Below are 14,115 nucleotides of genomic sequence, written 5' to 3'. Positions count from 1 at the left end.
CCGCCCGGGGCCGCGGCCAGCATACTTGCCGCTGGTTTCACGCCGCAAGTAAGATCGCGACAGGCGGCGATGCCGCTCATCCGTGGATGCGCTTTCTCGCGCACAATATTCTTTTCCCGCACGAGAGCCACCGTCTTGCGACTGACCGGCAGCATCACCGCGCTCGCCACGCCGTTCACGGCGAGCGGCGAACTCGACCTCGACGCCTGGCTGCGCCTGCTCGACGATCAACTCGCGTGCGGCACGCAGGCCGTGGTCGTCGCCGGTTCGACCGGCGAAGCGGCGGCCTTGTTCGACATCGAATACAGCGCGTTGCTGCGCTCGGCGGTGGAACACGTCGCCGGCCGCATCCCGGTGCTCGCAGGCACCGGCCAATCGAATACCGCGAAGACCATCGAAGCCACGCGCATCGCGAAAGCGCTCGGCGCCGACGCCGCGCTCGTCGTCACGCCGCCGTACGTGCGACCGACGCAGGAAGGCCTGCTCGCGCATTACACCGCCGTCGCCGACGACGGCGCGCTGCCGATCGTGCTGTACAACGTGCCCGGCCGCACCGGTTGCGACATGCTGCCGGAAACCGTCGCGCGCCTGTCTTCGCACCGGCGCATCGTCGCGCTGAAGGAAGCGCGCAGCGAAGCCGAACGCATGGACGCGCTGCTGCCGCTGCGCAACGCGGGCTTCACGGTGCTCAGCGGCGACGATCCCACCGCGTGCCGTTCGATGCTCGCCGGCGCCGACGGCGTCGTCTCCGTCGCTTCCAACGTCCTGCCGTGCGCGTTCCGCCAGTTGTGCGACCTCGCGCGCGGCGGCGATCGCGCCGGCGCCGAAGCGCTCGACGCGCGCATGCACGCGATCAAGGATTTCCTCGGCGTGGAGCCGAACCCGATCCCGGTGAAGGCGCTGCTCGCGCACGCCGGCATCGGCCATGGCCTGCGCCTTCCGTTGTTGCCCCTTTCCGCGAAGCACGCTGCGCGCGTGCCCTCCATCGCCGCGGACATCCTCGCCATCGAAACCCAGCTCCGCGATTCCGTCGCGGCCTGACAGGAGCCCCTATGCGCCACCACGTTTCCCTGAAGTTCGTTCGCACCGCCGTCGGCGCGGCGCTCGTTGTCGGCCTGCTTGCGGGCTGCAGCTGGTTCGGCAAGGAAGACAAGCTGTACAAGGACGACATCGCTTCGCGTCCGCTCGAAGTGCCGCCGGACCTCGACCGCCCGGCCACCGACGCGGCAATGAAGATGCCGCCGGTCGCGCCGACCGCGTCCTCCGTCTCGGGCACGCCGGCCGGTGCCGGCAGCACGCCGCTCGGCTTCACCGTGCCGGGCGAGCGCGACGCGATCTTCGCCAAGGTCGGCGATGCGCTCGGCACCGTGCAGGGCGTCAACGTCGCCAGCCGCGCGCAGTTGCTCGGCACCTACGACGTCGACTACGAAGGCGCGAAGTTCCTGGTCCGCGTGACCAAGACCGACGCCGGCGTGTACGTCAGCGCAGTCGATCCGCGCGGCCTGCCGGCCAGCGGCGAGGCGCCGGTGAAGTTGATGACGCAGTTGAAGGCGGCGCTCGGCGGCGGTTGAAGCACGAGCGGGAAACGGGAAACCAAAGGCGGGAAACGGGAGGGGCAGGTTGTCCCTTCCCGAAAACACAGCGAGCCGAAGATTGGCTTTCGATACGTCGAAAGCGGGTCTTCGGCTCGCGTCGTTTCAGGCGCGGTGAACGTCGAACTCCCGTTTCCCGCCTTCGGTTTCCCGTTTCCCGCTTCCTCAGCGCTCCAGCAACTTCAACTTGTCCGGCTTGCCTTCCCACTCCTTCGCATCCGCCGGCGCGTCCTTCCGCACGGTGATCGCCGGCCATCCCTTCGACAGCTCCGCGTTGAGTTGCACGAAATGCTCCTGGCCCGCGGGCACGTCGTCTTCCGGGTAGATCGCGTTGACCGGGCATTCGGGCTCGCACAGCGTGCAGTCGATGCACTCGTCCGGATCGATCACCAGGAAGTTGGGGCCTTCGCGGAAGCAATCGACCGGGCACACCTCGACGCAGTCGGTGTATTTGCACTTGATGCAGTTTTCGGTGACGACGAAGGGCATGGGGGTCGGGCCGCGTGAAGGCGAATGCGCGCAGTGTAAACGTTCCCCGTGAGCGTCGAGCCGACCAACGGTCGTAAAACACCTAGAGACGGCACGGTATGCGCGATAGGCTGAGGTCGGCCTGGGGAGGCCGCTTTCAAGGGGAAGTGCCATGCAATACGAACAAGGTTCGCCGGATGCGTTCGCGCAGGCGATGCTGGAACGTGCGCAGGATCCGACCATCGCCGCGAAGCCGCCGAAGGGCATGCCCGTCGAGATGATGGCGGGCGCACTGGTCGCCGTCGTGCTCGCCGCGATCGCCTACGCGATCGTCGCCTGACGCCCGACATCGAAGCGCGAGGCAAAGGACCGCCTCGCGCGACGAAAAACGACAACGCGTGCGATGCATGACGCGCGTAGCCGAAGGCATCTTCATTGTCCTGACTTCAGGCGCGTCATAGGTGCCGGTTGACGGTAGTATCGTGCGGCGGTAGTATCGCGCCGCATGGCGATCCAATCCTTCCGCTGCCGTGCGACCCAATCGCTCTACGAAGGCGAGTCGGCGGCGGGCTTTGGAGCGATCGCGAGTGTTGCGATGCGAAAGCTGGCAATGCTCAACGCCGCGGCCGTGCTGGACGATCTTCGGGTTCCTCCCGGCAATCGCCTTGAAGCGTTGCGCGGTAATCGCGCGGGCCAGCACAGCATTCGGATCAACGATCAATTCCGGATCTGTTTCGCCTGGACCGACGCGGGCCCGACCAGCGTCGAAATCGTCGACTACCACTGAGGAAGCCGCCATGCGCCGCATTCCGTATCCCCATCCCGGCGAGATCCTCGACCAGGAGTTCCTGGCACCCCTGAATATCACGCGCTACAGGCTCTCGAAGGCCATCGGCGTGCCGCAGACCGCCATCGGCGAGATCATCAACGGCACGCGCTCGATCACGACGGAAACAGGGCTGCTGCTGTCTCGCTACTTCGGTACGAGTGACGAGTTCTGGATCAAGCTGCAGGTCGATTACGACGCGGCGAACGCGCGCGATCGCATCGCTCCGCGGCTCGCGAAGATCGTGCCGTTCACCGAGATGCACGTCTGACCGAAAAACAAAGGGCCCCGCCGAAGCGGGGCCCTCTGACTTGTTGGTACACCCTACGGGATTCGAACCCGTGTTGATGCCTTGAGAGGGCACCGTCCTAGGCCTCTAGACGAAGGGTGCGTAGGCTCGATCGGCGCGGCCGAGGCGTTCCTGGCCCGTTTCGCCCCGAGAATCGTTCGATAATCAGAGCGTTGCGCGAAGCTTGCTACTATACGGGGCGCCGTGGCCCCAGGCAACGGAACGTCCTTTCCCCGGCCCTCGATGTCCACCATCACCGCTTCCCATCCCAACGCCATCCAGGTGCACCCGCGTTCGATTCCGCGCGACGCGCACCCGATCTCGCGCAAGGACATCAGCCCGAACGCATTGCGCGTGCTCTATCGCCTGCGCGAAGGCGGCTTCGGCGCGTACCTCGTCGGTGGCGCGGTGCGCGACCTGCTCGTGGGCGGTCACCCGAAGGATTTCGACGTCGCGACCGACGCCACGCCCGAACAGGTGAAGGCGCTGTTCCGCAATTGCCGATTGATCGGCCGCCGCTTCCGCCTCGCGCACGTCGTCTACGGCCGCGAGATCATCGAAGTCGCGACCTTCCGCGCCAACGTCGACGACGGCAGCGGCGATCGCGAGACGCACGAAGGCGGCCGCCTGCTGCGCGACAACGTTTACGGCACGATCGAGGAAGACGCGATCCGCCGCGACTTCACCGCCAACGCCCTGTATTACGCGATCGAAGACTTCTCGGTGCGCGATTACGTCGGCGGCTTCGAGGACGTGCAGGCGCGCGTGCTGCGCCTGATCGGCGATCCCGAGACGCGCTATCGCGAAGACCCGGTGCGCATGCTGCGCGCGGTGCGCCTGGCCGCGAAACTGAACTTCACCATCGAGCCGGCGACCGCCGCGCCGATGGCCTCGCTCGCCCCGCTGCTGCGCGAATCCGCGCCGGCGCGCCTGTTCGAGGAATCGCTGAAGCTGTTCCTCTCCGGCCACGCGGTCGCGAGTTTCGAGGGTCTCGAACACCACGGCCTGCTGCCGGTGTTCCTGCCTGAAACCGAGAAGGCGCTCGCCTCCAACCGCAGCGGCGCGTTGCGTCGCATGCTGCTCGAAGGCCTGCGCAACACCGACCTGCGCGTCGCCAACGACGAGCCGGTGTCGCCCGCGTTCCTGTTCGCCGTGCTGCTGTGGCCAGCGTATTGCCGCGACCTGATGCAGTTGCAGGCGCAGGGCGTGCACGCGGCCGAAGCGCAGCGTCGCGCGGCCGACCGCGTCACCGTGCACCAGCTCAACACGATCGCGCTGCCGCGCCGCTTCTCGCTGCCGATGCAGGAGATCTGGCTGCTGCAGTCGCGTCTCTCGCAGCGCCAGCGCAAGCGCGTGTTCCGCCTGCTGTCGCATCCGCGCTTCCGTGCCGCGTTCGATTTCCTGCAACTGCGCCAGTTCGCTTCGCCGGAACACGCCGACGACGTGACCTTCTGGAAGGACGTGCAGTCGCAGCCGGGCGAAGTGGTCGCCGCGCAACTCGAAGCGCAGGCCATCGAAGCGGGCGAGGGCGATGCGCCGCGCAAGCGCCGTCGTCGCCGTCGTCGCAGCAACGGCGGCGGCGCGTCCGAGTGAGGCGCGCCGTGCGCGCGTGCATCGGCCTCGGCGCCAACCTCGGCGATGCGATCGCCGCGGTGCAGGGCGCGTTGCAGGCGCTCGACACGATTCCCGGCACGCGGTTGTTGCAGACCTCGCGCCTGTACCGCACACCGGCCTGGGGCAAGACCGACCAGCCCGCGTTCGTGAACGCCGCGGCGTTGGTCGACACCACGCTCGACGCGCGCGAATTGCTCGACCACATGCTGTCGATCGAACGCGACTTCGGCCGCGACCGCGCCGGCGGCGAGCGCTGGAGCGCACGCACGCTCGACCTCGACCTGTTGCTCTACGGTAACGAGGTCATCGACGAACCCGGCCTGCACGTCCCGCACCCGCATCTTCACGAGCGCGCGTTCGCGCTGGTACCGATGGTCGAAGTGGCGCCCGATGCGATCATCCCGGGGCGCGGCCGCGCGTCGGACCTCGTCGCCGCGATGGTCACCGGCGACATCCATCCCCTCGGCTAGCGCGCCGGCTGGGCCGACGCGCTACGCTACGCACATGTACGCGAACACCGACGGCAAGCCCTGGACCGTGCCCATGCTGGCCGACGCGAAACGCGAAGGCCGCAAGCTCGTCATGCTCACCGCCTACGATTCGGGTTTCGCGCGCGTCATGGACGACAACGGCGTCGATCTCGTGCTCGTCGGCGATTCGCTCGGCATGGTGGTGCAGGGACACGACAGCACGCTGCCCGTGACGGTCGACGATGTCGCCTACCACGTGCAGTGCGTGAAGCGCGGCCTGCGACGCGCGCTGCTGATCGCCGACCTGCCGTTCGGCGCCGACGCCACGCCCGAACGCGCGCTCGATGCCTCGCTGAAGCTGCTGCAGGCGGGCGCTGCGATGGTCAAGCTCGAGGGCGCCGACCACAAGCTCGACGTCATCCGTTTCCTCGTGTCGCGCGAGATCCCCGTGTGCGCGCACCTCGGCCTCACGCCGCAGTCGGTGCTGCGCCTGGGCGGCTACAAGGTGCAGGGTCGCGAAGACGCGGCCGCGAAGAAGATCCGCGAAGACGCGTTCGAAGTCGCGGAAGCCGGCGCGACGCTGCTCGTGCTCGAGTGCGTCCCGTCGGTGCTCGCCGCGGCGATCACCGTCGCCGGCACGATCCCGACCATCGGCATCGGCGCAGGCGCGGCCTGCGACGGCCAGGTGCTCGTGCTGCACGACCTGCTCGGCGCGAACACCGGCCATCGCCGTCCGAAGTTCGTGAAGGATTTCCTCGCCGAAGGCGGTTCGATCGCCGGCGCGGTCAAGGCCTACGCCGATGCGGTGCGCAGCGGGGCTTTCCCCGACGCCGCGCACGCTTACGAATAACGCACGCCCCATGTCCATCGCCGTCGCCACCACGCTCGACGAACTGCGCGCGCACGTCTCCGATTGGCGGCGCGCGGGATTGCGCATCGGCTTCGTGCCGACGATGGGCAACCTGCATGCCGGCCATCATTCGCTGGTCGAACTGCTGCGCAAGCATTGCGATCGCGTGATCGCGAGCGTGTTCGTCAACCCGACGCAGTTCGGGCCGAACGAAGATTTCGCGCGCTATCCGCGCACGCCCGACGCCGACGCCGCGGGGCTGTCCGCCGCGGGTTGCCACCTGGTGTGGATGCCCGACGTGGCGACGATGTATCCCTTCGGCCCCGACGGCGCGGTGCGCATCCGCGTGCCGGGCGTGACCGACGTGCTGGAAGGCGCGCATCGCCCCGGCCACTTCGACGGCGTGGCGACCGTGGTCGCGCGCCTGTTCCTGCAGGTGCAGCCCGACGCCGCCGCGTTCGGGCGCAAGGATTACCAGCAGCTCGCGGTGATCCGTTACCTCGTGCGCGACCTCGCGTTCCCGATCGAGCTGCTCGCCGGCGAAACGCTGCGCGAAGCCGACGGCCTGGCGATGAGCTCGCGCAACCAGTACCTGTCGGCGGAAGAGCGGCCGGTCGCGGCGACCATTCACCGGACGTTGCGGCGCATGGCGGAGGCGACGCAGTCGGGCGGGGCGCTCACGGACGTTGAAGCGGAAGCTCGCAAGTCGTTGACGGACGCCGGTTTCGACGTCGATTACGCGGTCGTTCGAACGCCTGAACTCGCGGAACCCGGCGGGATCGCGCAGGCCCCCGGCCCGCGCGTGGCCTTGATCGCCGCCCGCCTGGGCCGCACCCGGCTGATCGACAACCTCGAGTTCACGACCGCTGCCGGCTGAATGCACGGAAAGGGCAACACCGTGTTGCCGCCCCCTTTGTTGCAGCGCGCAAAACCCCCACCTAGACTGCGCACCTTCACCGGACCCCACGCCGGCCTTCCGCGGAGCCGTTCCATGCAGCTCAACCTGCTCAAAGCCAAGATCCACCGCGCCACGGTCACGCACGCCGAGCTGCATTACGAAGGCTCGTGCGCGATCGACGGCCGCCTGCTCGATATCGCCGGCATCCGCGAGTACGAACAGATCCATATCTACAACGTCAACAACGGCGCGCGCTTCGTGACCTATGCCATCCGTGGCGAAGAGGGTTCGGGCGTGATCTCGGTGAACGGTGCGGCCGCGCACTGCGCCTCGCCGGGCGACCTCGTCATCATCTGCGCCTACGCGGCGATGGATGAAGCGGAGGCTGCGAAGTACAAGCCGACGTGCGTGTACGTGGATCGGCAGAACGCGCTGACCCACACCAATCACTCGATGCCGAAGCAGGCCGCGTGATACTGGGGCGCATGGACGCCAGCCCTTTCACCGTACATTTCGAGGCCCTGCGCGCGCACGCCGCGCGCCTGGCCGACACGCCGCTGCGCAAGCTCGCGGCGACGCCCGACCGCGCGACGAAGCTCGCGCTCCGCGTCGGTCCCCTCTATGCGAACTTCGCCCGCCAGCGTTACGACGACGCGGCGATCGACACGCTGTTCGCGCTCGCCGACACCGCGCAATTCCCCGAACGGGTCATCGATCTGTTCGAAGGCAAGCGCGTGAACCCGACCGAAGACCGCGCCGCGTTGCACGTCGCGCTGCGCTCCGCGTTGTCCGACACGCCCGTCGCCGTCGAAGCGCGCAAGGAAGCTGAAGCCGCGCTCGTGCGCATGCGCCGCCTCGTCGGCGCGCTGCAGGACACGCCGATCACCGACATCGTCAGCATCGGCATCGGCGGTTCCGACCTCGGTCCGCGGCTGGTCGTCGATGCGCTGTCGCCGCCGACGCCGGGCCGCTTCCGCGTGCACTTCCTGTCGAACGTCGACGGCGCCGCCGCGCAGCGCGTGCTCGCCGGGCTCGACCCGAAGCGCACCGCCGCGATCATGGTGTCGAAGACGTTCACCACGCAGGAAACGCTGCTCAACGGCGAGATCGTGCGCGAGTGGCTCGGCAACGACACGCACCTGCTCGCGGTGACCGCGAACGTCGCGCGTGCCGCCGAATTCGGCATTCCCGCCGACCGCATCCTGCCGATGTGGGACTGGGTCGGCGGACGTTATTCGTTGTGGTCGGCGGTCGGTTTCCCGATCGCACTCGCACTCGGCATGCAGGCGTTCGAACAATTGCTCGCGGGCGCGGGCGAAATGGACGAACACGTGTTGCGCACCGCGCCGCGCGAGAACCTCGCGTACTGGCATGCGCTGACCGCGGTGTGGAATCACAACGCACTGGGTTATGCATCGCAGGGCGTGTTCCCGTACGACGATCGCCTCAAGCTGCTGCCGAATCATTTGCAGCAGCTGGTGATGGAGAGCCTCGGCAAATCCGTGCGCCTCGACGGCACGCCGGTCGGCGAACGCACCGTGCCGGTGTGGTGGGGCGGGGCGGGCACCGACGTGCAGCACAGCTTCTTCCAGGCCCTGCACCAGGGCACGGACATCGTGCCCGGCGATTTCGTCGGCGTGGTCGAAGCCGACCACCCGCATCGCGAAAACCACCGCGCGCTGTTCGCCAACCTGCTCGCGCAGACCGAAGCCTTCGCCAACGGCGCGGGCAACGACGACCCGCACCGCCGCTACGCCGGCAATCGCCCGAGCACGGTGTTCCTGCTCGACGCGCTCACGCCGCGCTCGCTCGGCGCGTTGATCGCGCTGTACGAACACAGCGTGTACCTGCAGTCGGTCGCGTGGGGCATCAATGCGTTCGACCAGTTCGGCGTCGAACTCGGCAAGCAGGTCGCGAACAAGTTGCTGCCGGCGATGCGCGGGCAGGCGGCGGAGATCGCGGATCCGGTGACGCAGGCGTTGCTGCGGGAGATTCTGCGGGAGCGGTGAGGCGTTGAAGCGCTGAAGCGGGAAACGGGAAACTCGGGAAACGGGAAACGCGCCCCCACTTCGGCCGACACGCCGTCGGCCGAAGCGTAGGCCGACTTTCCCGTTTCCCGGGTTTCCCGTTTCCCCTTCTTAACGCCCGTGCCGGGCCAACGCCCATTCGACGTGTTCGCGCACGACCGGATCTTCGATGTCGCGCCTCGATTCGAGCGCTTCGATCACTTCCGCCGTCCCCGGCGCATTCCCGAGCGCGATCGCGATATTCCGCAACCACCGCGCATGTCCGCTGCGGCGGATCGCCGAGCCCTCGGTGCGGCGCAGGAATTCCTCTTCGCTCCACGCGAACAACTCAGGCAGCGTCGCTTCGTCGAGACGATTGCGCGCGCGGAAGTCGGGCTCGTCGGTGCGTTTGGCGAACTTGTTCCAGGGGCAGACGAGCTGGCAGTCGTCGCACCCGAAGATGCGGTTGCCCATCAGCGGGCGCAGTTCGGGATCGATGCTGCCTTCGTGTTCGATGGTGAGATAGGAAATGCAGCGGCGCGCGTCGAGCCGGTTGGGCGCGACGATCGCCTGCGTCGGGCAGATGTCGATGCAGCGGCGGCACGTGCCGCAATGTGCGCCCGCGGGTTCGTCGATCGGCAACGGCACGTCGACGAACACTTCGCCGAGGAAGAACCACGAGCCGCCGTCCTTGTCGATCAGGCAGGTGTTCTTGCCGATCCAGCCCAGGCCCGCGTTGCGCGCGATCGCGCGTTCGAGCACGGGCGCGGAGTCGACGAACACGCGATGGCCGAACGGTCCGATCGTCTCACCGATGCGATCGGCCAGCACCTGCAGGCGGTTGCGCATCAGCTTGTGGTAGTCGCGGCCCAATGCGTAGCGCGCGACGTACGCGCGTTCGCCGTCGACCAGCGTGTCCCACGCGGCTTTGTCGTCCTGCGCGTAATCCAGGCCCACCGAGATCACGCGAATGGTGCCGGGCACGAGATCGCCGGGGCGCGAGCGCTTGTCGCCGTGGCGCGCCATCCATTCCATCGATCCGTACAGGCCGTTGGCGAGCCAGTCGCGCAGGTGGCCTTCGTCGTCCGCCAGGTCCACGCCCGCGATGCCCACGCGCTGGAAGCCCAGCTCGCGGGCGAGGGTGCGGATGCGCGCGGCGAGGGCGAGCAAATCCGGCCCGTTGGCACCAGGCCCGGTGGAACCGGGACCGCTGGCACCTTCGGGCGCGGGTTGCGACGGAATCGGCGAAAGCGTGGCCACGGGCCAAGTATAGAATCCGCCGATGACTGCAACCCTCGCGCTGTACGACACGAAGGCCGCGCGCGCCCTGGACGTGCGCGCCACCGAGGAACTCGGCGGCGACGCCTTCGAGCTGATGCGGCGCGCGGGTCGCGCCGCCTGGCACTGCGTGCTGCGGCATTGGCCGAACGCGCAGCAGATCGTGGTCGTGTGCGGACCGGGCAACAACGGGGGCGACGGATACGTGTTCGCGCGCCTGGCGCTCGAAGCCGGCCGTGCGGTGCGCGTCGTGCGCCTGCCCGAGCATTCGCCGACCAGCGAAGCCGCGCTGCGCGCCCGCGACGAATTCCGCCAGCGCAACGGCCGCATCGAAGCCTTCGTCGATCATCTGCCGCCGTCCGACCTGATCGTCGACGCGCTGTTCGGCATCGGCCTGACGCGCGCACCCGACGCGAACGCGAAGGTGTTGATCGACGCGATCAACGCGATGCCCGTGCCGCGCCTGTCGCTCGACGTGCCGAGCGGCATCGACGCCGATCGCGGCGCGGTGCCCGGCGTTGCGGTCGCGGCGTCGCGCACGCTCGAATTCATCGTGCCGAAACCGGGGCTGCGCACGGGTCCTGCGCTCGCGCTCGCGGGGCGACTGGAACTCGCGGAATTGCAGGTGTCCGCGCGCGCGTTCGAGGGCATCGAAGCGCATTCGGCGTTGCTGGCGCCGGAAGCGCTGCGCAACGTGCTGCGTCCGCGCCATCGCGATGCGCACAAGGGCGACGCGGGTCGCGTGCTGTGCATGGGCGGCGACCACGGCAGCGGCGGTGCGATCGTGTTGTGCGCCGAAGCCGCGTTGCGCGCAGGCGCAGGACTGGTCGACGTCGCGACGCGCGAGGAACATGTCGCGGCCTTGTTGTCGCGCCGTCCCGAAGCGATGGCGCGCGCGGTCGAACGCAGCGAAGACCTCGCGGTGCAGATCGAACGCGCGGACGTGATCGCGGTGGGACCCGGTCTCGGGCAGGGCGTGTGGGGGCGCGTGTTGTTCGGCGCCGCGCTCGGCGCGAACAAGTCGCTCGTGCTCGACGCCGATGCGCTGAACCTGCTCGCGGTGCGCGAACCGCACGCATTGCCGGCGGAGACCGTGCTCACGCCGCATCCGGGCGAAGCCGCGCGCCTGCTCGGTTCCACCTCGCAGGACGTGCAGCGCGATCGCTTCGGCGCCGCGCAGGCGATCGCCGAACGCTACAACGCCGTCGTGGTGTTGAAGGGCGCGGGCACGATCGTCGTGCAGCCCGGTCGGCGTCCGGGAATCATCGGCGCGGGCAATCCCGGCATGGCGGTCGGCGGCATGGGCGATCTGCTGACCGGCGTCATCGCATCGCTGCGCGCGCAAGCATTGCCTGCGTTCGATGCGGCGTGCATCGGTGCGTTGCTGCATGCGGCCGCGGGCGACGATGCCGCGCGCGACGGTGGCGAACGCGGCTTGTTGCCGTCGGATCTGCTGCCGCGTTTGCGACGTCATGCGAATCCGGAAGCGATGCGCTGATGCGCCTGCACCTGCCCACTGCCGAACACACCGATCGCATCGCCGCGTTGTTCGCGAGCGTGCGGCCGGCGCGCGCGATCGTGCACCTGCGCGGCGATCTCGGCGCGGGCAAGTCGACGTTCGCGCGTGCGATGTTGCGCGCGCTCGGCGTGCAGGGCGCGATCCGCAGCCCGACGTACACGCTCGTCGAACGCTATCCGCTGCACGACGGCAGCGATGCGTTGCACCTGGACCTGTATCGCATCGGCGATCCGGGCGAACTCGAATTCCTGGGCATCGATGCCGGCGAAGGCGCCCTGTGGCTGGTCGAATGGCCGGAGCGGGGCGGGGCCCACCTGCCGCCGGCCGATCTCGACGTCGCGATGGCGATCGACGGCGCCGGCCGGTCGCTGGACGCGGTCGCCGGGAGCCCGGTCGGCGACGAGTGGCTGGCCCTGGTGGCCGGTTCCACGGACTTGGCTGCGTTTGTTCCACCGCGCTGAGAGCAACCTGCGGCAGGTCCCGGATTCAAAAGGAAAAAGTGGTTGCAAAACCGTGCGCTCGGTGCTTAACTCCGGCCCATGCGTATCAAGGGGGCTACCGTCCAGCAGTGGGCACTCGGCGCAGCGCTGATCTTCGCGCTGTGCTGGAACATTGCGCGCGGCAGTGAAATCAAGGACTTGGCCCTCACGGAAGGCGCCACGGGCACCCGCGCCGAACTTCTCCTCGACGGTCCCGTCGACTTCAACACCCTGACCCTCGCCGGCCCCGATCGCCTGGTGGTCGACCTGCCGGCGTCGAAGCTCGGGCGCTTCGCGCTGCCCAACGGTGCCGGCGTGGTCAAGGCCGTGCGCACCGGGCAGCCGGTGCCGGGCACGGTCCGCGTCGTGTTCGACCTCGCCGCGCCCGTCGTCGCGCTCAAGCCGCGCATGGAATCCACGCCCGGCGGCACGCGCCTGGTGCTCGAATGGCCGGGCGATGGTGCGAAGACGCCGATGGCTGCCGCGTCGAATGGTGCGAAGCCCGCGACTGCGGCGTCGAACAACGTCGCGTCGAACAACGCCTCGTCGAACAACGTGCCCGCGTCCGATCCGATCGCCGCGTTCGCGAACAAGCCCGACACGACGAGCGCGCAGGAAATGGCCGCGCGTTCCGCCGACGCGACTTCGCGCCTCGTCGCGTCGCTGCCTTCCACGCAGAACGCCGCGAAGCCTGCGCAAACGACGCCGGTCGCGCCGCCTGCAGCCTCGACCGCCGCATCGTCGACGGCAGCATCGTCGACGGCAGCATCGTCGCCTGCCGCCGCGCAGGCCACGACGCAAATCCCGACGATGACCGCGATCGCCGAGCCCGCGCCCGCGGTCGCAGCGCCGCCCGGCGCGACCAAGTCGATGCAGCAACTGCGGCGCGGCGGCATGCGTCCGCTCGTCATCGCGATCGACGCCGGCCACGGCGGCCAGGATCCCGGTGCGCGCGGCGGCAAGGGCACGCGCGAAAAGGACATCACGCTCGCGATCGCGCGCGAACTCGCGCGCCAGGTCAACGCGACGCCGGGCCTGAAGGCCTACCTCACGCGCGACACCGACATGTTCATCCCGCTCGCGCAGCGCTACCAGAAGGCGCGCGGCGCGAAGGCGGACCTGTTCGTGTCGATCCACGCCGACGCGTTCACCAACCCCGACGCCAACGGGTCGTCGGTGTTCGTGCTCTCGCAGCGCGGCGCGTCGTCGCAGGCCGCGCGCTGGCTCGCGAACCAGGAAAACGCGGCCGACCTCGTCGGCGGCGTGCGCCTGCAGGACAAGGACAACACGCTCGCCTCGGTGCTGCTCGACCTGTCGCAGAGCGCGACGATGAAGGCCTCCGAGGACATCGCGGGCCACGTGCTTTCCGGCCTGAAGAAACTCGGCAAGACCCACAAGCCGCACGTCGAGCGCGCGAACTTCGTCGTGCTGCGTTCGCCCGACGTGCCGTCGATGCTGGTCGAGACCGCGTTCATCACGAACCCCGACGAAGAGCGCCGCCTCAACGACCCGCGCCATCGCACCGACCTGGCGCGCGCGATCCTCGATGGGGTCAACACGTACTTCACCCGCCAGCCGCCGCCGGGGACGCTGTATGCGGCGCGCGCCGAGGCGGTGGAGACGGCGACGGCTTCGGCGGCGGGCAGTCGCTGAAAGAAGAGCGGGAAACGGGAAACCCGGGAAACGGGAGTCAAGCGTCACTTCGGCTGGCAGGACTGCGAGCCGAAGCGGAGCCCACCTTCCCGTTTCCCGGGTTTCCCGTTTCCCGCTTCTTGCTTCTTGCTTCTTGCTTCTTGCTTCAGCTTCCCCTGTCCGCTTCTCGTATC

At 68.6% G+C, this 14,115-nt stretch carries 15 protein-coding genes, 1 tRNA gene and 1 pseudogene; 14 read left to right on the top strand and 3 right to left on the bottom strand.

The features are described from left to right. The first annotated feature begins 135 nt into the window (after positions 1-135). Positions 136-1,041, top strand: a complete 906-nt coding sequence (gene dapA / locus LK996_RS10755) for a 4-hydroxy-tetrahydrodipicolinate synthase (RefSeq protein WP_230527173.1) — start codon at positions 136-138, stop codon at positions 1,039-1,041. A gap of 11 nt (positions 1,042-1,052) precedes the next feature. Next, a complete protein-coding gene (locus LK996_RS10750) occupies positions 1,053-1,571 on the top strand; it encodes a hypothetical protein (RefSeq protein ID WP_230527172.1) in 519 nt (172 codons plus the stop codon). 186 nt (positions 1,572-1,757) lie between these two features. On the opposite strand, the gene fdxA is transcribed toward LK996_RS10750, so the two are convergent. Then, the gene (fdxA, locus tag LK996_RS10745) at positions 1,758-2,081 is read right to left on the bottom strand and encodes a ferredoxin FdxA (RefSeq protein WP_230527171.1); all 324 of its coding nucleotides are present in this window, start codon (positions 2,079-2,081) and stop codon (positions 1,758-1,760) included. Positions 2,082-2,232: 151 nt separating this feature from the next. On the opposite strand from fdxA, the gene LK996_RS10740 reads away from it, so the two are divergent. From LK996_RS10740 to LK996_RS10730, 3 genes are all read left to right on the top strand, one after another. After that, a complete protein-coding gene (locus LK996_RS10740; protein WP_230527170.1) occupies positions 2,233-2,400 on the top strand; it encodes a hypothetical protein in 168 nt (55 codons plus the stop codon). Between the two features lie 165 nt (positions 2,401-2,565). Next, the gene (locus LK996_RS10735) at positions 2,566-2,847 is read left to right on the top strand and encodes a type II toxin-antitoxin system RelE/ParE family toxin (RefSeq protein WP_230527169.1); all 282 of its coding nucleotides are present in this window, start codon (positions 2,566-2,568) and stop codon (positions 2,845-2,847) included. Between the two features lie 10 nt (positions 2,848-2,857). After that, positions 2,858-3,157 (top strand): HigA family addiction module antitoxin, encoded by a 300-nt coding sequence (locus LK996_RS10730; protein WP_230527168.1) that lies wholly within the window; start codon positions 2,858-2,860, stop codon positions 3,155-3,157. 44 nt (positions 3,158-3,201) lie between these two features. On the opposite strand, the gene LK996_RS10725 is transcribed toward LK996_RS10730, so the two are convergent. Next, positions 3,202-3,277, bottom strand: a tRNA-Glu gene (locus LK996_RS10725). A 189-nt stretch (positions 3,278-3,466) separates the two neighbouring features. On the opposite strand from LK996_RS10725, the pseudogene pcnB reads away from it, so the two are divergent. The 6 genes and pseudogenes from pcnB to pgi all read left to right on the top strand — a co-directional run. Further along, positions 3,467-4,768, top strand: a pseudogene (gene pcnB / locus LK996_RS10720) (polynucleotide adenylyltransferase PcnB); the annotation flags it as partial. Beyond that, the gene (folK, locus tag LK996_RS10715; RefSeq protein ID WP_230527166.1) at positions 4,765-5,259 is read left to right on the top strand and encodes a 2-amino-4-hydroxy-6-hydroxymethyldihydropteridine diphosphokinase; all 495 of its coding nucleotides are present in this window, start codon (positions 4,765-4,767) and stop codon (positions 5,257-5,259) included. The pseudogene pcnB and the gene folK, both read left to right, overlap by 4 nt. A 34-nt stretch (positions 5,260-5,293) precedes the next feature. Further along, positions 5,294-6,109 carry a 3-methyl-2-oxobutanoate hydroxymethyltransferase gene (gene panB / locus LK996_RS10710; protein ID WP_230527165.1) on the top strand — a complete coding sequence of 272 codons (816 nt, stop codon included), beginning with the start codon at positions 5,294-5,296 and terminating at the stop codon, positions 6,107-6,109. 10 nt (positions 6,110-6,119) lie between these two features. Continuing rightward, positions 6,120-6,986, top strand: coding sequence for a pantoate--beta-alanine ligase (panC, locus tag LK996_RS10705; RefSeq protein ID WP_230527164.1), 867 nt, complete (start codon positions 6,120-6,122; stop codon positions 6,984-6,986). Positions 6,987-7,100: 114 nt separating this feature from the next. Next, complete coding sequence (gene panD / locus LK996_RS10700; RefSeq protein ID WP_230527163.1) at positions 7,101-7,481, top strand: aspartate 1-decarboxylase; 381 nt, start codon at positions 7,101-7,103, stop codon at positions 7,479-7,481. Positions 7,482-7,492: 11 nt separating this feature from the next. Beyond that, positions 7,493-9,016: a glucose-6-phosphate isomerase gene (gene pgi, locus LK996_RS10695; RefSeq protein ID WP_230527162.1), complete on the top strand. Its 1,524-nt coding sequence runs from the start codon at positions 7,493-7,495 to the stop codon at positions 9,014-9,016. A gap of 129 nt (positions 9,017-9,145) precedes the next feature. Here pgi and queG read toward each other — a convergent pair whose 3' ends face one another. Further along, complete coding sequence (gene queG / locus LK996_RS10690) at positions 9,146-10,183, bottom strand: tRNA epoxyqueuosine(34) reductase QueG (protein WP_230527554.1); 1,038 nt, start codon at positions 10,181-10,183, stop codon at positions 9,146-9,148. A 112-nt stretch (positions 10,184-10,295) separates the two neighbouring features. Here queG and LK996_RS10685 point away from each other — a divergent pair, with 112 nt between their 5' ends. The 3 genes from LK996_RS10685 (at position 10,296) to LK996_RS10675 (ending at position 13,942) form a co-directional block, all read left to right on the top strand. Further along, a complete protein-coding gene (locus LK996_RS10685) occupies positions 10,296-11,789 on the top strand; it encodes an NAD(P)H-hydrate dehydratase (protein ID WP_230527161.1) in 1,494 nt (497 codons plus the stop codon). Then, positions 11,789-12,271 carry a tRNA (adenosine(37)-N6)-threonylcarbamoyltransferase complex ATPase subunit type 1 TsaE gene (gene tsaE / locus LK996_RS10680; RefSeq protein ID WP_230527160.1) on the top strand — a complete coding sequence of 161 codons (483 nt, stop codon included), beginning with the start codon at positions 11,789-11,791 and terminating at the stop codon, positions 12,269-12,271. Before LK996_RS10685 ends, tsaE begins: the two co-directional genes overlap by 1 nt. A 78-nt stretch (positions 12,272-12,349) precedes the next feature. Next, positions 12,350-13,942, top strand: coding sequence for an N-acetylmuramoyl-L-alanine amidase (locus tag LK996_RS10675; RefSeq protein ID WP_230527159.1), 1,593 nt, complete (start codon positions 12,350-12,352; stop codon positions 13,940-13,942). The last annotated feature ends 173 nt before the right edge of the window (positions 13,943-14,115 follow it).

It is taken from the genome of Noviluteimonas lactosilytica (assembly GCF_020866925.1).
GTDB classification, from domain to species: Bacteria; Pseudomonadota; Gammaproteobacteria; order Xanthomonadales; family Xanthomonadaceae; genus Noviluteimonas; species Noviluteimonas lactosilytica.
This window is presented reverse-complemented; position numbering and strand designations above follow the sequence as displayed.